This window comes from Lysobacter antibioticus, assembly GCF_001442535.1.
GTDB classification, from domain to species: Bacteria; Pseudomonadota; Gammaproteobacteria; order Xanthomonadales; family Xanthomonadaceae; genus Lysobacter; species Lysobacter antibioticus.
In genome coordinates this window covers 1,210,892-1,231,179 of sequence record NZ_CP013141.1, presented here as the reverse complement: position 1 = coordinate 1,231,179, position 20,288 = coordinate 1,210,892, and the positions used below count along the sequence as shown (strand labels likewise).

The 20,288-nt window shown below is 67.2% G+C and carries 13 protein-coding genes; 7 read left to right on the top strand and 6 right to left on the bottom strand.

The features are described from left to right. Positions 1-212 precede the first annotated feature (212 nt). Entirely contained in the window at positions 213-1,763 is a 1,551-nt protein-coding gene (locus GLA29479_RS05140) for a M4 family metallopeptidase (RefSeq protein WP_057970980.1), read from the bottom strand. Positions 1,764-2,585: 822 nt separating this feature from the next. Between GLA29479_RS05140 and GLA29479_RS05135 the strand changes: the two genes are divergently transcribed. From GLA29479_RS05135 to GLA29479_RS05115, 5 genes are all read left to right on the top strand, one after another. Next, on the top strand, positions 2,586-7,577 hold the full coding sequence (locus GLA29479_RS05135) for an alpha-2-macroglobulin family protein (protein ID WP_082638975.1): 4,992 nt from the start codon (positions 2,586-2,588) through the stop codon (positions 7,575-7,577). A 26-nt stretch (positions 7,578-7,603) separates the two neighbouring features. Further along, on the top strand, positions 7,604-8,626 hold the full coding sequence (locus GLA29479_RS05130) for a hypothetical protein (RefSeq protein ID WP_057970978.1): 1,023 nt from the start codon (positions 7,604-7,606) through the stop codon (positions 8,624-8,626). A 107-nt stretch (positions 8,627-8,733) separates the two neighbouring features. Then, the gene (locus GLA29479_RS05125) at positions 8,734-9,810 is read left to right on the top strand and encodes a hypothetical protein (protein WP_057970977.1); all 1,077 of its coding nucleotides are present in this window, start codon (positions 8,734-8,736) and stop codon (positions 9,808-9,810) included. A 171-nt stretch (positions 9,811-9,981) separates the two neighbouring features. Next, positions 9,982-12,294, top strand: a complete 2,313-nt coding sequence (pbpC, locus tag GLA29479_RS05120) for a penicillin-binding protein 1C (RefSeq protein WP_248842839.1) — start codon at positions 9,982-9,984, stop codon at positions 12,292-12,294. A 126-nt stretch (positions 12,295-12,420) separates the two neighbouring features. Continuing rightward, entirely contained in the window at positions 12,421-13,023 is a 603-nt protein-coding gene (locus GLA29479_RS05115; protein ID WP_057917868.1) for an NAD(P)H-dependent oxidoreductase, read from the top strand. A gap of 251 nt (positions 13,024-13,274) precedes the next feature. On the opposite strand, the gene GLA29479_RS05110 is transcribed toward GLA29479_RS05115, so the two are convergent. Together GLA29479_RS05110 and GLA29479_RS05105 are read right to left on the bottom strand one after the other, a co-directional pair. After that, positions 13,275-13,877 (bottom strand): ferritin-like domain-containing protein, encoded by a 603-nt coding sequence (locus tag GLA29479_RS05110; protein WP_057970975.1) that lies wholly within the window; start codon positions 13,875-13,877, stop codon positions 13,275-13,277. 127 nt (positions 13,878-14,004) lie between these two features. Next, positions 14,005-14,481, bottom strand: a complete 477-nt coding sequence (locus GLA29479_RS05105) for a peroxiredoxin (protein ID WP_031370808.1) — start codon at positions 14,479-14,481, stop codon at positions 14,005-14,007. Between the two features lie 162 nt (positions 14,482-14,643). Here GLA29479_RS05105 and GLA29479_RS05100 point away from each other — a divergent pair, with 162 nt between their 5' ends. Continuing rightward, entirely contained in the window at positions 14,644-15,537 is an 894-nt protein-coding gene (locus tag GLA29479_RS05100; protein WP_057917870.1) for a DnaJ C-terminal domain-containing protein, read from the top strand. A 171-nt stretch (positions 15,538-15,708) separates the two neighbouring features. Here GLA29479_RS05100 and pilH read toward each other — a convergent pair whose 3' ends face one another. Further along, entirely contained in the window at positions 15,709-16,080 is a 372-nt protein-coding gene (gene pilH / locus GLA29479_RS05095) for a twitching motility response regulator PilH (RefSeq protein ID WP_057970974.1), read from the bottom strand. A 60-nt stretch (positions 16,081-16,140) separates the two neighbouring features. Next, positions 16,141-17,133 carry a YhdH/YhfP family quinone oxidoreductase gene (locus GLA29479_RS05090; protein ID WP_057917871.1) on the bottom strand — a complete coding sequence of 331 codons (993 nt, stop codon included), beginning with the start codon at positions 17,131-17,133 and terminating at the stop codon, positions 16,141-16,143. A 1,061-nt stretch (positions 17,134-18,194) separates the two neighbouring features. On the opposite strand from GLA29479_RS05090, the gene GLA29479_RS05085 reads away from it, so the two are divergent. Beyond that, positions 18,195-19,280, top strand: coding sequence for an IS30 family transposase (locus GLA29479_RS05085; RefSeq protein WP_082638292.1), 1,086 nt, complete (start codon positions 18,195-18,197; stop codon positions 19,278-19,280). Between the two features lie 360 nt (positions 19,281-19,640). Here the strand turns inward: GLA29479_RS05085 and GLA29479_RS05080 are convergent, their stop codons facing one another. After that, positions 19,641-20,285: a DUF6438 domain-containing protein gene (locus GLA29479_RS05080; protein ID WP_057970973.1), complete on the bottom strand. Its 645-nt coding sequence runs from the start codon at positions 20,283-20,285 to the stop codon at positions 19,641-19,643. Positions 20,286-20,288 lie beyond the last annotated feature (3 nt).

The following is a 20,288-nucleotide window of genomic DNA, read 5'->3' as shown; positions in this document are numbered from 1 at the left end:
ACGGGCTGGGGCCGGGCCGATACCGCGTCTGAAGGCCTTAACGGCAAAGAAAACCCCGGCCATGGCCGGGGCTTTCGATGCTTCGTCTTGTTTCCAATTTCCAAGGTGCCGGTTGAGGGCTCGCCGCGGCGGGGCGTCGGTGAAACCCGGCCTTGCCTGCGGCGGTGCTGATCGTCTGGCCCGTGTTGCGACGTGGGGTCGGCGGCAACGATTTATTGCGCGGTCACGCCCACCTGGGCGAATGCGTCGACCACGTCGGCGGCGTTGAAGCCCAGGTCGGTCGCGGCCTGCCGGACGCCGACGCCGCCCTGGTTGAAGTTGGTGCTCGGCGTCCAGTAGTCCTTGTTGGCCTTGGCGAAGGCCTTGAATGCTTTGACCGTGCCCCAATTCGGCTTGTTGGCCAGCAGATAGAAGGCCTTGTTGAACACGCCGGAGGAGTAATGCACGTCCAGCCCGCTGGTGTAATCGCGGGCATGGCCGATGGAGCGGCCGTCCTGCGGCGGATTGGCGAAGTAGCGCAGCGCGCGGCCGCTGGCCTTGAAGATGTCGGCGCCGACCAGGAAGTCGTTGCGGCCTCGCAGATAGAACTCGGCCGCCTCGCCGGCGATATCGGAGAAGGACTCGTTGATGCCGCCGGACTGGCCGGAGTAGATCAGGCCCGACTGCTGCTCGGTAAAACCATGCGAGGCCTCGTGCGCGACCACGTCGAGCGAGACCAGCGGATGGAAGGTGGTGCGGCCGTCGCCGAAGGTCAACGTGCGGCCGTCCCAGAACGCATTCTCGTAGTTGTTGCTGTAATGCACGCGCAGGCTCAGCTGGAAGGTCAGCGGCGCCACGCCGACGTAGGCCTGGTAGGTGTCGAACACGACCTTGCCGAAGTAATGGGCGTCGTTGAGCGGCGAGTAGGCGCCGTTGATGGTCTTGACCGTGTTGCGCGGGCCGATATACGAGTAAGCGGTGGAGCCGCTGATGCCGTGGTTGAGGTTCACCGTCTTCACGTTCGGCGTGCTGAAGGTATAGCGGCTGCCGCTGCGGGTCACGTCGATGAAGCCGCGGCCGCTGCTGCCGTACTCGTACTGGCCGATCTTCTGGTTGCCGCCGGGGCCGGTGCCGATCTCGGCGTGGTTCAGGCCTTCCCACTGCTTGAGCACCTTGCCGCTGCGGGCGTCGACGATCACGAACGGACGGCTGGGTTCGCCGCCGCTGGGCGCGTCGGCGAAGTAATCGACCACGTAGGCCAGGTGAGCGCGGTCGGCCTCGTCGAGATAGATGACCTTGCGGCTGTTCTCGTTGCTGACGCGTTGGGTCGCCGCGCGCTTGCCGAGGGTGGTGCCCTTGGCCAGGCCGATGGCCTGGGTGGCGCCGAGCTTGGCGTCGAGGGCGGGCAGGTCGGCGGCCAGGCCGGCGACCGAGCGGCCGAACAGCGCCCGCACGTTGCCCTTGGCGTCTTCGCGCACGACCACGTGCTCGCCGAACACCGGAACGCCGCGGAAGTTCTGTTGGTAGCGGTGATTGATCGAGCCGTCGCCATCCTGGCTGCTCTTGAGCGGGCTCAGGGTGGAGTCGGCGTCGAGCGCGATCACCTCGGCGTGGCGCACGTTGGCCTTGGCGGCGGCCCCGGACTTGGCTGTCGCGAGCCGGTATTGTTGGTTGAGCTTGGCGACGTCCACGCTGTGCAGATCCACGCGCTGGGCGGCAGCGGCGGCGCCGGTGGCAAGGACGAGCGAAACGGCGAAGGACAATACCGATACATTACGGTTCATTGGATAAGCCCCGAGATTGAGTGATTAAGTGATGGCCGCGCCAGCGGCCGCCTGCAAGGTTTTCGCCTTCGCCTCCGATCGCCGTCGAATACCCCTTTGGATGGGGGTTTTTCTATCGACGATGGCGGCGGCTGCGCTCGCCGCGCGAATCAGTCGTGCGGCGGAATCGACGCTAGGGAGCGGCCGGGCGCTCGGTCAAATCGTGGCGCCGCGAATGTCGTCGTTGCCGCGTAGCGATTTACCTGCAGCGTTGGGAGATTGCGCGAAAGCCTTGCCTGGAGCGGGTTTCGCTATTTTCCAGTAAATGCTGACGAATATTATTCGGTAGCCATTCGAGGAAAATAAATGTTGCACTGCAGCATAGAATGCGGGTGCGAATCTTGGGGTTTCGTTTTTATTATGTGACCGCGATGGGGTTCTGGGAGAGCGCCGCATGGGCTGTCAAGGCGGAGCGGCAGTCACGAATGGTGACGGCCCGTATTAGGATCGTGCAGTCAATCCTGGAACGTGATGTTTGCGGCCTGGATTATGTGATGCGTCCTGGATTATCGGAAGATAATCCGGGCCATAACCTTTCGTCATGGCCGGGGGTATATGGCGGAAACCGGAGTCTCGCCACAGATCGATGCGCAAGCCGGGCGACGAATCTGTCCGCCAGCGGCGTCCGGCCGACGCCCGAACAGCGATCGCTGCGCAGTGACAAGCCGTTGGGTTCACAGCCGCAGCGTGCCCACGTCCTGCATCCATGACATAGAGCACAACGATTACCGCTTGCGTGCGCTGGCTCTATACTCCGTCGCAGTTTCCCGAGAGATACGCATGATGCGCGCCACACCCTTGGACGGACCCACGAGTACGACCCCTCTCTCGAACATCGCGCCACGACGCGACCGGCGCCGCTTCGGCGGCTTGGCCCGCGCCGCGGCGGCCTTGCTGATCGCGGCCACGGTGTTGGTCGCCGGCTGCAAGCGCGATACCAGCGGACAATTGCCGGAGATCAGCGGCGAAGCGATCCAGGCCAAGCGCGATGCGATCAAGGGCTTCGCCCTGGTGGCGGCCTATCCCGATCAGAAGGGTAGCGACGAGCTCGCCATCGCCCTCGAATTCAGCCAGCCCCTGGTAGGCACCCAAAGCTTCGACGAGCTGCTGGCGGTGGCCGACAAGAACGGCGCGGCGGTGCAGGGCAGCTGGGTGCTCGACGAGGATGGCAAGATCCTGCGCTTCCCGCACGTCGAAGCCGGTAAGGACTACGTGGTCACCATCAAGGCCGGGTTGACCGCCGCGGCCGGCGACCGCATCGGCCAGCAGATCAGCAAGCCGGTCCACACCGGTCCGCTCGATCCGGTGGTCGGTTTCGCCTCGCAAGGCAGCGTGCTGCCGGCGCGCGACAGCCGCGGCCTGCCGGTGGTATCGATCAACGTGCCCGAGGTCGACGTCGAGTTCCTGCGGGTGAAGGAGAAGGAGCTGCCTAAGTTCTTCTCCGAATACCAGCGCGGCGGCCGTCGCGGCAGCTGGGATCTGGAACGCGACTGGGACGACAAGAAGCCGCTCTCCAAGCTGGCCGAGCCGGTCTACGTCAATCGCTTCGTACTCGGCGGCAAGCCCAACGAGCGCGTACTGACCTATCTGCCCCTGCAGGACATCAAGGAACTGCAGGAGCCGGGCCTGTACTTCGCGGTGATGAAGCGCGCCGGCCAGTTCAAGGACGAGTTCGAGACCGCGTTCTTCACCGTCAGCGACCTCGGCCTGCATGCGCGCGCCTACAAGGACAAGCTGTTCGTGCACGTGGCCTCGCTGCAGGGCGGCGAAGCGGTCAGCGGGGTCGAACTGAAAGTGCTCAACGCCGAAGGCGAGCCGATGCTGAAAGGCGAGACCGACGGCAACGGCAACGCCATGCTCGGTTACAAGCTCGATGCCGGTCATGTGCTGATCGCCCAGCGCGGCAGCGACGTGTCGATGCTGCCGTTCAACCAGCCGGCACTAGACCTGTCCGAGTTCGCCGTGGCCGGCCGCGAGCAGGCCTGGTTCGACGTGTTCGCCTGGTCGGGCCGCGACCTGTACCGCCCCGGCGAAACCGTGCGCCTGTCGGCGCTGCTGCGCGACCAGGACGGCAAGCCGGTCGACAGCAAGGGCAAGGCCTTGCAACCCTTGTTCCTGCGTTACGTGCAGCCGGACGGCAAGACCTTCCTGGAAACCCGCCTGCAGCCCGACGCGCAGGGCTATGTGCGGCATGCGCAGCTGATCCCCGCCGATGCCGCCACCGGCCGTTGGCGGGTCGAATTCCGTACCGACCCGAGCAGCAAGGAAGCGGTGCAGGGCATGACCCTGCGCATCGAGGAATTCCTGCCCGAACGCCTGAAACTCGAACTCGATGCGCCGGCCGTGCTCAAGCCCGGCCAGCCGTTCAAGCTCGGCGTCGATGCCGCCTATCTGTACGGCGCGCCCGCCGCGGGCAATCGTTTCACCGCCAAGCTCGCGGTGATGATCGAACAGCATCCGCTGGAGCAGTTGCCGGGCTATTTCTTCGGCGACCCGACCATCACCCTGCCCAAGGAAGCCAAGGACGTCGTCGACACCAGCCTGGGCGCCGACGGCAAGCTGCAGCAGGACATCGCCTTGCCCGACGAGGCCAAGCCGGTCAGCACCATCGCCGCGATCGTCACCGGCAGCGTTTACGAGACCGGTGGCCGCAGCGTCAACCGCAGCCTCAAGCGCGTGCTGTGGCCGGCCGATGCGCTGGTCGGCGTGCGTCCCTTGTTCGAGGACAAGGACGGCACCGATGCCGACAGCAACGCCGGCTTCGAGATCGCCCGCGTCGGCAGCGACGGCAAGCCGCGCCCGGCCAACGGCCTGCGCGTGACCCTGGTCCGCGAGCACCGCGACTATCACTGGAACTACGGCGACGAAGGCGGTTGGGACTACGACTTCACCCGCCGCTACGAAGACATCGAAGTGCGCAACGTCGACGTCGGCGCCGCGCCGGTCAAGCTGAACTTCCCGGTCAAGTGGGGCGAGTACCGGGTCGACGTCTACGACCCGGCGACCAAGCTGACCACGCGCTATCCGTTCCGCGCCGGCTGGAGCTGGGACGATCAGAACCGCGGCCTCGACGCGCGTCCCGACAAGGTCAAGCTCGCGCTCGACAAGACCGCCTACAAGGCCGGCGACACCCTCGAAGTTACCTTGACTCCGCCGCACGCGGGGCCGGGCCTGTTGATGGTCGAGAGCGATCGCATGCTGTACGTGCAGTCGATCGATGCCAAGGCCGGCAGCAAGTTCAAGATCCCGGTCACCGCCGACTGGGAGCGCCACGACGTCTACGTGACCGCGTTGGTGTTCCGCGGCGGCAGCGCTCCGAGCAAGATCACCCCCGCGCGTGCGGTCGGCGTGGCCCACGTCAAGATGGACCGGCGCGAGCGCAAGGTCGCGGTCGGCCTCCACGTGCCCAAGCTGATGCGTCCCGAGCAGGACCTGCCGGTCGTAGTCAGCGCGCCGCAGTTGGCCGGCAAAGAGGCCTACGTGACCGTGTCCGCGGTCGACCTGGGCATCATCAACATCACCCGCTTCCCGGTGCCGGATGCGGCCGCGCATTTCTTCGCCCAGCGCCGCCTCGGCGTCGACGGCTACGACGTCTACGGACGGGTCATCGAAAGCTACGAAGGCGAGACCGCCAAGATCCGCTTCGGCGGCGACATGGCCTTGCAGGCGTTGCCGCAGGCGCGGCGCCCGACCGCGCGCGTGCAGACCGTCGATCTGTTCGCCGGTCCGGTCAAGCTCGACGCCCAGGGCATCGCCCGCATCAAGCTGGCGGTGCCGGACTTCAACGGCACCCTGCGCGTATCGGCCCTGGTCTATGCCGGCGGCAGCTACGGCAATCGCGACGCCGAAACCGTGGTGCGCGCGCCGGTGCTCGCCGAAGCCAGCACGCCTCGCGTGCTCGCGCCCGGCGACAAGAGCAACGTGACCCTGGACGTGCAGAACTTCACCGGCAAGCCGGGCGAGTTCGAGGTGCGCGTGGAAGGCATCGGCCCGCTCGGCCTGTCCGACGGCCAGCACAAGCTCTCGCTCGGCGTCGAAGCCAAGCGGACCTTGACCTTCCCGATCGTCGCGCGCGAGGGTTATACGACCGCGCAAGTACGAGTGCGAGTGGACGGCAACGGCTACAAGGTCGACCGCCGCTACGACGTGCCGGTGCGTCCGGCCTGGCCGTCGGTGCTGCGTTCGCGCACGCGCGTGCTCGACGAGCTCGGCACGGTCCAGCTCGGCGCCGATTTCGCCGACGGGTTGATGGCCGATTCGGTCAACGCGCGCATGGTGATCAGCGCCTTGCCGCCGATCCCGTTCGCCAGCGCCTTGCAGGGCGCGCTGGAATACCCCTACGGCTGCGCCGAGCAGACCACCAGCAAGGGCTATGCCGCGCTCGAACTCGACGACGCCACCGCCAAGATGCTCGGCGCCAAGGGCCTCGACGCCAAGCAGCGGCGCGCGCGCATGGAAGGTGCGTTCGGCCGTCTGGCGGCGATGCAGATCGGTTCGGGCCATTTCTCGATGTGGGGCGACGGCGACTACGTCAACCCGGCGATCACCCCGTACGTGGTCGAGTTCCTGCTCGACGCGCGCGACGGCGGTTTCGCCGTGCCCGAGGCGATGCTGCAGAAGGCGCTGAAGGTGCTCAACGAGGATCTGCTCTCGGGCAATGCCTCGTTCTACGGTTACGACCGCCGCGAACACCTCAAGTTCGCCTATCAGGCCCATGCCGGCTACGTGCTCGCCCGCGTCAACCGCGCGCCGCTGGGCACCCTGCGCGCGCTCTACGACAACGATCGCAAGCAGAGCCTGACCGGCCTGCCGCTGGTCCATCTCGGCCTGGCCTTGTCGCTGCAGGGCGACAAGGGCCGCGGCGCCAAGGCGATCAAGGAAGGTTTCGCGCGCGATCCGGCCGAGCGTCCCGAGTACCTCGGCGACTACGGCAGCCGCTTGCGCGACGACGCCTTGATGATCGCCCTGGTGCACGAGCACAAGCTGTCCAAGCCCGAGTACGAGGCACGCGTGGTCGGCATGGGCCGCGAACTCGATGCGCGCCGCAACAGCGGCTGGCTGTGGCTCAGCACTCAGGAGCAGGTCGCCCTGGCGCGGCTCGGCAAGGCGTTGATGGCCGACCAGAGCAAGCAGATCTCCGGCCGCTGGACGGTCGGCGACACGGCGTCGGACGCCGACCCGGCCAAGCTGATCGGCCGCGTGTTCGACTACGCCGCGCTCGCCCGCGGGGTCAGCTTCAGCCCGAGCGGCCAACCGCCGTTGTACGCGAGCATGGAAATCGCCGGCGTGCCGCGTACCGCGCCGGCCGCGGACAGCTCGATGATCGAAGTCGGGCGCAAGTACTACACGACCGAAGGCAAGGAATGGTCGGGCGGCGGCCTGGTCGAGGGTGAGGCGCTGATCGTGCAGGTCACCATCAAGGCCCGTCGCGCGATGCCGGATGCGTTGCTCACCGACTTGCTGCCGGCCGGCCTGGAAATCGAGAACTTCAACCTCGGCGACGCCAAGCAGTGGGCCGGCGTGGTGGTCGACGGGATCGAGATTTCCGAACGCAGCAGCGCCGCCGAAGTCCGCCACGAGGAGTTCCGCGACGACCGCTACATCGCCGCGCTCAAGCTCGAGCAGAACCAGACCGCGCGGGTGTTCTACCTGGTGCGTGCGGTCACGCCCGGCACGTATACGGTGCCGCCGTCGTTGGTCGAGGACATGTACCGTCCCGATCTGCGCGGTGTCGGCCGGGCCTCGCCGGCCTCGCTGACGGTGCGTCAGCCTTGACCCGGCGCAAGGCGGCGGGAAGCGCGATGCTTTCCGCCGCGTTGGCCTCGCTGCTGGCGGCCTGCGCGGCGCCGACAGCGCCCGCGCCTGCGGCGGACCCGCCGCAAACGACCGCCGACGCCGGCGTTGCCGAAGCCGTGGCCGAAGCCGTCGCCAGCCCGGCCCAGCCGGCGAGCGAAGCGGCGCCGCCGGCGGCGCATCCCTTGCAGCGCGCAGCCGAGGCCTTGCTGCGCAAGGACACGCCGGAGTTCGACCGCTACTACGCCGACTACGCGATCGGCGACCTCGATCGCGACGGCCGCGACGACATCGCGGTCGAGTACGGCATCGGCGAAGAGGGCGCGATGCGCCATGTCGCCAATCACGTGCGCATGCTGATGGCGCGCGAGGGCGGGCTGCAACTGCTGGCCGACGACGGCGAGAATCTGTTCGGCTATTGCGCAGCCTTGCGCGACATCGTCGACGGCGTGCTGCGGGTCGACGCGCTCGAAGCCTGCATGGTGCCGTTCCCGAAGACCATCGCCCACCATCGCTACGAATGGTCGGGGCAGGGGCTGCGCCCGCTCGGCGAGGAATCGCCGGAGCAGCGCATCCTGTCGCAACTGGCCGAAATCGAAACCGCATTGCGCGAACGACGCGACGAGGTGTTGGTCCGTCATCTGCGCGAGCACCCCGTGTCGAGCCGCCCCGGCGCGGCGCCGACACCGGCCGAGCAGGGCGTCGATCGCTCCTTGTTCGTCGATGCGCCGCGGCGCGATGCTTTCGCCAAGGCGGTCGAGCGCTTGCGCAAGGCGGGGTTGCAGTCGCTCGGCAGCGACGAATGGCGGGCCACGGTGCGTGGCCGCGACGCCAACAGTAGCGGTGAGTATCGGCTGCAGATCGACCTGAGCCCGGACCAGGGCCTGGTCGAGACCGACGACGCCAGCTACGTGGTCGATGCCGACGTCATGCTGGAATGGCCGCAACGCGACGGCAGCCATTACCACGCCAATTTCCGCCTGATCGAAGGCGAGCTGTACCTGCTCGACCACAACTCCGATGAAGTCTGACGTCTGAAATCCGACGCGCGCGCGACCGACGCCAGGTGGCGCCGTAACATTCGTACTGCCCACGGTCCGGCCCGAGGCCGCGATCGACACCCACGCAAGGAGCGAACATGCGCAAGATCGCCGTACTGTCCCTGATGCTTGGCCTGGCGGCCTGCCAGTCGGGCACCGACGCCGCCCCGGCCGATACCGGCGCGGCGAAGAATGCGGGCGCCGAGTCTGGCGCGAGCGCCGTGCCGGCGTCCGCGAGCGAGACCCAGAAGGCCACCGCCGAGCGCGCCTTCGCGGCGCTGCGCAAGCTCGAGCCCGGCTTCGAGCGGCTGGGCTTCGAACACCTGATCGGCGACCTCGACCGCGACAGCCACGACGACGTCGTGGTCCTGTTCGGCCAGGGCACGCCCGATGCGACCATGGCCGCGTCGAAGAAACTGGTGGTGCTGATGAGCCGCGGCCAGGATTTCCAGGCGCTGCCGCAAGCCGGCATGCCGGAGTTCTGCCCGGAGCTCGACAAGATTTCGTCCGGCCGCCTGTACCTGCGCGCGATCGACATCTGTTCGGCGGCGCGCCCCAAGACCACCGACTATTACGTCTACGCGTGGAACGGCCAGACCGTCGCCCAAGCCGAACACCAGAGCCGGCAGCAGCGCGTCCTCGCCGAACTCGCCGAGCTCGGCCGGGCCTTCCGCATGCGCGACAAGAACATCGTACTCGGGCGCATGAACTTCCCGCTCGAGGCGGTCGGCCTGCCGATCTACGAGACCGAGCTGGAAAAAGTCGCCAAGGCCGCCGGCGGCAAGATCGACCGCGCCATGGCCGAGAAGCACTACACCGACCTGTTCCCGGATTCGCGCGCCGACACTTATGCCGAAACGATCGAGCAGGTGATCGGTCAGACCTTCCAGAGCGAACCGGACGGTACGCTGGTGGGGATGCGCAAGCGGCAGCAGGGCAAGACCGAGGAGGCGTATTCGATCAGCATCCGCCCCGACCCGGACGCCGACCGCGAGGAAGGCAACCACGACCTCATCGACGCCGAGGTGTCGGTGATCGCAGCGGCGGCCGAAGAGGTGGAAGTGGCCGACGGCGAGGGCGGCAAGAGCGTCGAACGCCAGGAAGGCGCCGAAAGCCTGATCCTGCACCTCATCGATGGACGCCTGCGCCTGGCCGCGTTCAACGTCGCAGGCTGAGCGCCCGCCGCGGCGCGCCGCTGCCTCCCGGGCAACGGCGCGCCGCGCTGACGTAAGCTGACCATGGTCTTTGCCGGTCGTAGCGTGTCCACCCTGTCCACCGAACCCTCCGTTCCGCCCCGGCGCGACCCGCGTCGGCGGCGTGTCGTCCTGAAATCGTCGCTGGCGCTGATGCTGTTCGCGATCATGGCGATGCTGCTCGATCTCGCGTTTCCGCTGCCATTGCCGAAACCGCGCGACGCCGGCGCCGTGGTCACCGCGTCCGACGGCACGCCGCTGCGCGCCTTCGCCGACCGCGACGGCGTCTGGCGTTATCCGGTGCGCGACAGCGAGGTCTCGCCGCTGTATCTGCAGGCGCTGTTGAACTACGAAGACCGCTGGTTCTGGAAGCACCCGGGCATCAATCCGGTCGCGATGTTGCGCGCCGCCGGCCAATGGCTGCGCAGCGGGCGGGTGGTTTCGGGCGGTTCGACCTTGACCATGCAGGTCGCGCGCATCCTCGATGCCGCGCCCGGGCAGAACCGGCGCAGCCTGTGGTCGAAGAGCCGGCAGATGCTGCGCGCCGTGCAGCTCGAAGTGCATTTGTCCAAGCGCGAGATCCTCGGCCTGTACCTCAACCGGGCGCCGTTCGGCGGCACCGTCGAAGGCGTCGAAGCGGCGAGTTGGGCGTATCTCGGCAAGCCCTCGTCGCGTCTGTCGCACGCCGAGGCCGCACTGCTGACGGTACTGCCGCAATCGCCGAGCCGACTGCGGCCGGACCGCGAGCCCGAGCGCGCGCGCAAGGCGCGCGACAAAGTGTTGCAGCGAATGGCGGCGCTGAAGGTCTGGTCGCAGGACGAAGTCGCCGACGCGCGGGTCGAACCGGTCGTCGCGCGCTCGCTGCAACCGCCGCGTTTCGCCCCGTTGCTGGCGCAGCGCTTGCGCGTGGAGAACCCTAAGGCCTTGCGGGTCGCGTCGACCATCGACCTGGAGCTGCAACGCACTCTGGAAGATCGCGTATCGGCGTATTTCTCCAGCCTGCCCGAGCGCACCTCGGCGGCCTTGCTGGTGGTCGACAACGCCAGTCTGGAAGCGCGCGCCTATGTCGGTTCGGTGACCTTCGGCGATGCCGCGCGGCTCGGCCACGTCGACATGGTCAAGGCCTGGCGTTCGCCGGGCTCGACCCTGAAGCCGTTCCTGTACGGCTTGGCGCTCGACGATGGCCTGATCCATTCCGAAAGCCTGTTCGTCGATGCGCCGCAATCCTTCGGCGGTTATCGCCCGGGCAATTTCGACACCGCCTTCAACGGCCCGGTCAGCGCGGCGACGGCCTTGCGCCTGTCGCTGAACATTCCCGCGGTCGATCTGCTCGACCGGGTCGGGCCCTCGCGTTTCTCCGCTCGCTTGGCCCACGCAGGCATCGACCTGCAGTGGCCGCGCGGCGCGAGCCCGAACCTGGCGATGATCCTCGGCGGCACCGGCGCGCGCCTGGAGGACTTGGTCGGTGCCTATTCGGCGTTCAACCGCGAAGGCATCGCCGGGCGGGTGCGCTATCAGCGCGATGCGCCGAGGCTGGAACGGCGGCTGCTGTCGCCGGGCGCGGCCTGGATCGTGCGCGAGATTCTCGAAGCCAACCCGCGTCCCGGCAGCGTCGAGGAAACCTTCGACACCCGCGGCCGGCCGCGGGTGGCGTGGAAGACCGGCACCAGTTACGGCTTCCGCGATGCCTGGGCGCTCGGCAGCACGCGCGGCTATACGGTCGGGGTCTGGGTCGGGCGGCCGGACGGCACGCCGCTGCCGGGCCAGTACGGCGCGGTGACCGCCTTGCCCTTGTTGTTCGAGGTGATCGACAGCCTGCCGCGCCAGAACGGCGACGCCGCACTGCGGCCGCCGCCGAAGAACGTCGAGCAGATCGAGATCTGCTGGCCGCTGGGCATCGCACCGGATCCGCAGGCGCCCGAACTCTGTCACAGGCGTCTGCAGGCCTGGACGCTCGACGGCTCGGTGCCGCCGACCTTCGCCGAACGCGATGCGCGTTTGTGGAACGCCGGGCTCGAACGCTATGAGGCCGATGCGCGCAGCGGCCTGCGCCTGTCGGGCGAATGCAGCCAGCCGCACGAACGCCGTTCGCGCGAACTCGCGCGTTGGCCGGCGCTGGCCTCGCCCTGGCTCGCCGCCGACACCCGCAAGGCCGCGCGTTTGCCGCCGTTGGCGCCGGACTGCAGCGACGATGGCCGCGATGCGGTCGAGGAGTTGCGCATCGAAGGCATCGACGACCAGGCCACGCTGGCGCGCGCGCCCGGCAACGCGACGCCGCTGCGTTTGTCGATCCGTGCGCTCGGCAGCGATGCGCGGGTGCGCTGGTTGCTCGACGGTCGCCTGATCGGCGAATCGCAGGGACGTGCGCGCTTCGACCACGACTTCGGCGAAGTCGGCGAGCACACCCTGACCGCGTTGGCCGACACCGGTGCCTGGTCGCGAGTGAGGTTCCGGGTGTTGCGCTAGGGCGCGCACGAGGCGCGAGTTGGCCCGCGCAGGGCGCCCTGGCGCTTGACGAAGAAACATACGAAAGGTAACTTACATCTAGTAAGTTACTTTTGGTAATTAATCTTTCTTTTGCCGGATACCCTCATGAACGCACTCATCGTCGTCGCCCATCCCGACCCGCAGTCGCTCACCCATGCCGTCGCCGCGCAACTGGCGGACGGGCTGTCGCAGTCGGGTCACGCCTTCGAGGTCGCCGACCTGGCCGCCGAAGGCTTCGACCCGCGCTTCAACAACGACGACGTCGCCGGCTTTTACCTGCGCGCTGCCGCGCCCGAGGACGTGCGCGCCGAGCAGGCGCGGATCGACCGGGCCGATGCGCTGGCCTTGGTGTTCCCGGTGTACTGGTGGTCGATGCCGGGCCTGTTGAAGGGCTGGATCGACCGGGTATTCGCCAACGGCTGGGCTTACGAGGAACGCGACGGGCGGGTGGTCAAGAAACTGCAGCATCTGCGCGTGCATTTGCTCGGCGTCGGCGGCGCCGGCCCGGGCACCTACCGCAAACACGGCTACGACGTGGCGATGAAGACCCAGATCGACCACGGCATCTTCGATTATTGCGGCGCCCGCGTGCTGACCTCGGAACTGTTGCTGCACACCAACCCCGACGAAGCCGCGGCGCATCTGCGCACGGCCTTCGCGCTCGGCCGCGGCCTGTTCGCCGAGGCCGAGCAGGGGGAAGCCGCCTGAGGCGGCGACGCAAACGGGAGGCATCGCGGTCGCGGCTCGCGCCGCTCCTACGGCGGCAGGACGCAGTTGCTCGTGTAGGAGCGGCATGAGCCGCGACCGAGGGACGCGCGGAGCACGCAACGCCGTCGCCGCCGATCGAAGATCGCGATCGGCGCGGGGTAGGAGCGGCGCAAGCCGCGACAACCGAAGCGACGGAGCTGGCCTCACGCCGCTCGTACCAAGGCGGGGAGCGCCGCCTCGGTAACTCCGGCTTACTTGCCGGTCAAACCGTTGAGCAGATCGGCCAGTTCGTCGGCGTGTTCTTCTTCCTGCGCCAGGATGGACTCCATCAGGCGCTTGGTGGTGGTGTCCCGGTCGCCGATGTAATCGATGATCTGCCGATAGCTGTCGATCGCGATGCGTTCGGCGACCAGATCCTCCTTGACCATGTCGCGCAGGTCGGTGCCTTCGACGTATTCGGCGTGCGCGCGCTTGGACAGCACGTCGGGATTGAAATCGGGGGCGCCGCCGAGTTGCACGATGCGTTCGGCGATGCGATCGGCATGCACCTGTTCTTCGTTGGCGTGTTCGAGGAATTCGGCCTTGATCGCGTCGGCCATCAGGCCGCTGGCCATGAAGTAGTGGCGCTTGTAGCGCAGCACGCAGACGATCTCGGTCGCCAGGGCTTCGTTGAGCAGCTTGATCACTGCCTCGCGATCGGCGCGGTAGCTGTCGGTGATCGCGCCGTCTTCGATGTGCTTGCGGGCACGGGCGCGGATGGTGGCGAGGTCGGCGACGAACGCCGAGGGTTTGCCGGCGGACGGCTGCGCGGGCGTCGAACGGGCGCCGGTCTTGCTGACGGGCTTGGCAGGCATGGTGCCTCCTGGCTGGTCGGGGGAAGAGAGCGGGGAAACCTCGTGCGGGCGGTTGTAAGGGAAACGCTGCTGTGCGCGTGGATGAAGCAGCCGGCCCGGACCTGCAGCGATCCGGGCCGGCCGTGGCTCAGACCTGTTGCAGCATGTACTCGGCCGAGGACACCCGGTACTCGCCGGGTTCTTCGACGTGCAGTTGCTTGACCACGCCATCGTCTGCGTACAGAGCGAAGCGCTTGGCGCGCGTGCCCATGCCGTAGGCGCTGGCATCGAGTTCCAGACCGAGCGCGCGGGTGAAGTCGCCGTTGCCGTCGGCCAGCATGATCATGCCGTCCGGAGCGTGCTGACTCTGCGCCCAGGCCTGCATCACGAACGGGTCGTTGACGGCCAGGCACAGCACTTCGATGCCCTTGTCGCGGAACTCCTGGAAATGCTGGACGAACCCGGGCAGGTGCTTCTCCGAGCAGGTCGGGGTGAAGGCGCCCGGCACCGCGAACAGCACGGCCTTGCGGCCGTCGAACAGGGCCCGGGTATCGACGCTCTCGATGCCTTCGTTGATGCGCTTGAGTACGACTTCGGGAAGGCGTTCGCCGACCTGGATGCTCATGGAAATCTCCTGTGGGGGTTCGAGTCTAGGCAGCAGGTTCTAAATACCGCGTCAACGCGACTTGAAATCGCGATCGTCGCCGCCATGCTGTCAGGCTAATGATGCGTCAAGACGGCGTGAGTGGGCTGCGCCGCGTATGGCGCTTGCGAGCGGGGAGCAACGATGCAGTTCAAGGATTACTACGAAACCCTCGGCCTGGAGCCGAGCGCCGGCGAGGCCGAGATCAAGACGGCCTATCGTCGCCTGGCGCGAAAGTACCATCCCGATGTCAGCAAGGAGGCCGGCGCGGAGGAGAAGTTCAAGGCCGTCAACGAGGCCTACGAGGCGCTGCGCGACCCGCACAAGCGCACCGCCTACGATCAGCTGCGTGCACGCGGCTACCGGCCCGGCGACGAAGTGCAGCCCACCGCGGGCGGCTACGGCGGCGGCAGCCCCGACTTCGAGGAGATCTTCGCCGGCGGTGGCGCCGGCGGCGGCTTCAGCGATTTCTTCGAGACCCTGTTCGGGCGCGGCCGTTCGGCGGCCGGCGGTTTCGGCCAGCAGGGCGCCCGCAGCGCGCCGCCGCGCGGCGATACCCGGGCCAAGCTCGCGGTGTCGCTGGAAACGGTCTACGAAGGCGGCAGCATCCGCATTTCGGTCAACAACAAGACCCTCGACGTACGCGTGCCGAAGGGCGTGCGACCCGGGCAACTGATTCGCCTGGCCGGGCAGGGCGCGCACGGCGACCTACTGCTCGAGATCGAATACGCCGCGCACCCGCATTTCGAAGTCGACGGCCGCAACGTGATCTACATGTTGCCGTTGGCGCCGTGGGAAGCCGCGCTTGGCGCGACCATCAGCGTGCCGACCCTGGGCGGCCCGGTCGAACTCAAGATCCCGGCCAACTCCGAGGCGGGGCGCAAGCTGCGCCTGCGCGGCCGCGGTTTGCCCGGTACGGCGGCGGGCGACCAGATCGTCGAACTGGAAGTGCTGGCGCCGCGAGCGGAAACGCCGGCCCAGCACGATGCTTACGAGGCGATGCGGGTGGCCTTCGGCGAGGATTGGCGGCGGGTCTGAGCGCCGCCGCGGCCATCGGTCGCGCCAGGCTTGGCCGGCGCCGCTCTCGGCGGGCTGGCCCGTGCGGCGACGGCGCCAGCGGCACCTGGAAAAGAAAAACCCGGCTCGCGCCGGGTTCGTCGGTCTGCTGCGTGGGTTGGGCCTGTATCAGAAGCCTTCCACGCCACGCATTCAGGCGGCCGAGGGCAGCAACTGCGCGATGATCTCGGACAGATCGGTCTCGCTGAACGGCTTGGTGATGTAGGCCTTGGCGCCCTGGCGCATGCCCCAGACGCGGTCGGTGTCCTGGTCCTTGGTCGTGACCAGCACGATCGGGATGTGTTTCGTCGTGGATTCGCGGCAAATCGAGCGCGTCGCCTGGAACCCGTTGAGGTTCGGCATCACCACGTCCATCAGGATCATATCGGGCAGCTCGCGCTTGGCCGCTTCGACGCCGGCGGCGCCGTCTTCTGCGGTCAAGGCTTCATGCCCCAGTTTTTCGACGATGCGACGAATGCCCTTCAGCTGGGACGGCGAATCGTCGACGATCAGAATACGCGCCATGTGTTTCCCCCAAGAACCTGCGGCCGATTGTAGCGACGCGCCGCGCCGCTGCAATGCCAACTAGATCACGACGAGGGTCCGGCCGACCGAACCGCCGGCCAACATGCCCGGAAATACCTGCGGCAGCTCGGCCAGACCGACTTCGCGGGTGCAGATCCGGTCCAGATGCGCGGGCTTCCAATCGCTGCCCAGGCGCTGCCAGATCTCGTCGCGGATGCTCCTTGCGGTGCCGGCCGAGGCGATGCCGAGCAGCGATACGCCGCGGATGATGAACGGCATGACCGTGGTGGCCAGCTCGTGGCTGGCGGCAAGGCCGGCGGTGGCGACGTTGCCGTAGGGCGCGGTCTGGGCAAGCAGGCTGGCCAGCATCGGCCCGCCGACGTTGTCCAGACCGCCGCCGAAGCGCGCCGACTCCATCGGTCGCGCGGTCTGCAGGGCGTCGCGGCCGAGCACCTCGTGGGCGCCGATCGAGCGCAGGTAATCGCCCTGTTCGGGCTTGCCGCTGATCGCATGCACCTCGAAGCCGGCGCGGCTGAAGATGTCCAGCGCGAGCGAGCCGACGCCGCCGGTGGCGCCGGTGACCGCGAGCGGTCCCTGCGCCGGCGTCTGCCGGTTGTCGAGCATGCGATGCAGGGCGAGCGCGGCGGTGAAGCCGGCGGTGCCGAGGATCATGCTCTCGCGCAGGCTCAGCCCGGCCGGCAGCGGAATCGTCCACTGCGCCTGCAGGCGCGCGTACTGGCCGTAGCCGCCGTCGCGCACCTCGCTCAGGCCGCAACCGGTGACCAGCACCGCGTCGCCTTCCTTGAACGCCGGATCGCTCGAGGCGACCACGTGGCCGGCGACGTCGATGCCGCCGACCAGCGGGAACCGGCGCAGGATCTTGCCTTCGCCGGTGCCGGCCAGCGCGTCCTTGAAGTTGATCGACGAGTACGCGGTCTTGATCACCACCTCGCCGGGCGCGAGATCGTCCAGGCAGACCGACTCGATGCCGCTGCGGTAGCCGCTGGCGTCGTTGTGGATGCGGAAGGCGTCGAAGGAGGCGGGTAGGGTCATTGCGTGCTCTGGCGGCTGTACGGCCCTGGCTGGCGCCGTGCGGGCGGTGGTTGGAGATGATAGCCGAGGACGGATCGGGCTATTTCGGCTGGGAGAGGGCGTTACTGGTGGCAGCTTCCTGTAGGAGTAGGTGTCCTACTGGATTTCCTTCGGTCACAAGCCGCGACCGCGGTCTTTCGATCTGGCGTCGTCGCTCGCCGCAGTCCAGGGTAGGAGCGACGCGAGTCGCGACCGCGCTCTGACGGCCTCGCGGCGCTGTTCGTCGCGGTTCCTGCAGGAGCGGCGTCCTACTGGATTTCCTTCGGTCATAAGCTGCGACCGCGTTCTTTCGATCTGGCGTCGTCGTTCGCCGCAGTCCCAGGGTAGGAGCGACGCGAGTCGCGACCGCGCTCTGGCGGTCTCGTGGCGTATCGCTCAAGAAAGATGAGGATCAAGATCAAACGCCTAGAGCTTCCGCCACTAAAGCGGCGGGTAACTTTCTTTTGTCCAAAGCAACAAAAGAAAGTCACCAAAGAAAAATGCTTTTCCTTGACGAAGCTCCCTTGCGAGTTCGCCGCATGCGCCGGGATTTTTCGATAGGACATCCTTGTCCTATCGAAAAACGGCGCACGTCCTGTGCGCCGCCCTCCGGGTCTCCAGGTGTTCTCGCGAGCTCGTCGCTGCGCCAAGCTATTCACAGCAACAGCAACAGCAACAGCAACAGCAACAGCAACGGTGATCCGCCTATGTAGGAGCGGCGTGAGCCGCGGCCAAGCAACCACGATCACTCGCGCCGGCGGCCGCGGATCGCGGTCGCGGCTCGCGCCGCTCCTACCCCAGCGCCTGAACGAGCCGTCGTAGCGGTTGCCGTTGCTGTGCGCCGATTCGCACTAGCGAAGGCAATCGGAGACCCGGAGGGCGGCGCGCAGGGATGCGCGCCGTTTTTCATCGGGACAGGGATGTCCCGTATGAAAAATCCCTGCGTCGGCAACGAACGTGCGGGCCTGTGATTCAAAGAGAAGCAACTTCTTTGGTGTGCACTGTCTAACCTCAAGCGCATCACCCACCCTTGAGGTCAGCGCATGGGAACCCAGTACAGCCACTTCAGCGCCGAAGAACGCGGTGTGCTCATGGCCATGAAGCAGCATGGCCATAGCGGCCGCGCTATCGCCCGAATGTTGGGGCGTGCCGATAGCAGCGTGTCGCGCGAATTGGCCCGCAATGGGGTGCGTACGCCGGGGCCCACCCCGGCGCTGGGTCGACCCCGGCGAGGCTATGATGCGGTTCGTGCTGGCGAACGGGCGCGGCGCTTGCGCCGTCGAGCGCGACGCGAGCGCAAGCTGAGCGCCGACAGTGCCTTGTGGCTGGAGGTGCAGCGGCGACTGGCACGTTATTGGTCGCCACGTCAGATCAGCCAGGGACTGCGCGAAGAATATCCTGACCGACCGGAGTGGCGGGTGTCGCACGAGACCATCTATACGGCGATTTATGCCATGCCCCGTGGCCCCATTCGGCGGGAGCTGACTCGTTTACTGAAGCAGCAGCGCGCTGCCCGCCGTTCGTCCGCACGGGGCCCGGAGCGGCGCGGTCGGATGCTGGATGTGCAGAGTATTCACCTGCGTCCGCCCGCCGCCACCGAACGCCTGGTGCCCGGCCACTGGGAAGGCGATTTCCTGGTCGGCGCACGCAACGCTTCGGCGATCGGCGTGCTGGTGGACCGCAAGACCCTGTTCACGGTGCTGGCGCGGATGCGTGGTTGCACGGCCGCTGACGCGCTGGAGGGATTCAGCCGGGTGCTGCGTCGTTTGCCGCTATCGGCGAGGCAGACGCTGACCTACGACCAGGGCAAGGAGATGGCGCTGCATCGGGTATTGACCCAGCGCACCAACGTATCGGTCTACTTCGCTGACCCAAGCAGTCCTTGGCAGCGCGGCATCTGCGAGAACACCAACGGTCTGCTCCGGCAATATTTTCCGAAGGGCACCGATCTGTCGGGCTACACGCAACGGCAATTGGATCGAATCGCTCATGAGTTCAACACGCGGCCACGGGCGTCGTTGGGCTATCAATTCCCGGCGGTGGTGTTCTTGCGTGAGCTGGGCATGCCTGAGTTAGCCGCGAAGGTTCGTCAGAGTGTTTTCGACTCGTTTGCTGCACTTAGACGTTGACAGTGCAGTTAGCTTTCTTTTGTTGCTTATGACAAAAGAAAGTAACCCGCCGCTTTAGTGGCGGAAGCTTTTAGCGTTTGATCTGGATCTGGATCTGGATCTGGATCTGGATCTGGTTCTGGATCTTGATCTAGCTTGATCTAGCTTGATCTAGCTTGAGAGAAACGCCGCAAACCCGTTACGGCGCGGTCGCGGCTTACGCTGCTCCTACAGGAACCGCGTCGAACAGCGCCGCCAGGCCGTCAGAGTGCGGTCGCGACTCGCGTCGCTCCTACCCCGGGGCTGCGGCGAGCGACGACGCTAGATCGAAGGAACGCGGTTGCGGCTCACGCCGCTCCTACAGGGAGAGATTCGCAGGCCTCATGGGGGCGAGGCGCCCGCATTCGGCACCCGACCGAACGACGGCAACCGGCAGCGTGTCGGCGGCGACAGCCTGGGGTCGTTCGGGTCTTGCGGCGGACGAGTTTCGGCCGACCAGTAGCCGGCGCAGCTGGCGGTCTCGATCAGGTCGACGGTCTCGCAGAACACGTCGGGGACGAAACGGGCGCGTTTGTCGATCGAGGTGGACGACAGGGCGCCCGGTTTCTTGCGGTCGCGCAGGCAGGCGACGGCGTTCTGGACGACGCGGCGCTCGCCGGAGGGCGTGCTTACGGTGATCGTGGAGGTCGGGCCATCGGAGACGCCCGCGGAGTACTCCGGCTGCAACTCGGCAAAGGCCTTGGAGTTCACCCGAGCGAACAAGGCGCGTCGATCCTGAGCCGAGAGTTCGTACGGAATCGCCAGGTCGCCGCTGGCGCTGCGCAGCGGGTGGCGGCCGGTGAAGTCGCGGGCGCTGAAGATCGCGACGCCGTCCGAGTTGATCCTGAGCTTGTAGGTCGGACAGCTATCGAGGCAACCGCTGCGCTCGATCTCGACCGTGGTGCGGTCGATGCCGCTTACCGGAGGCCGGGCCGGCTTGCAGGCCGCCACGGCGAGCAAGAGCGAGGGCAATACGATCCAGCGCATGGT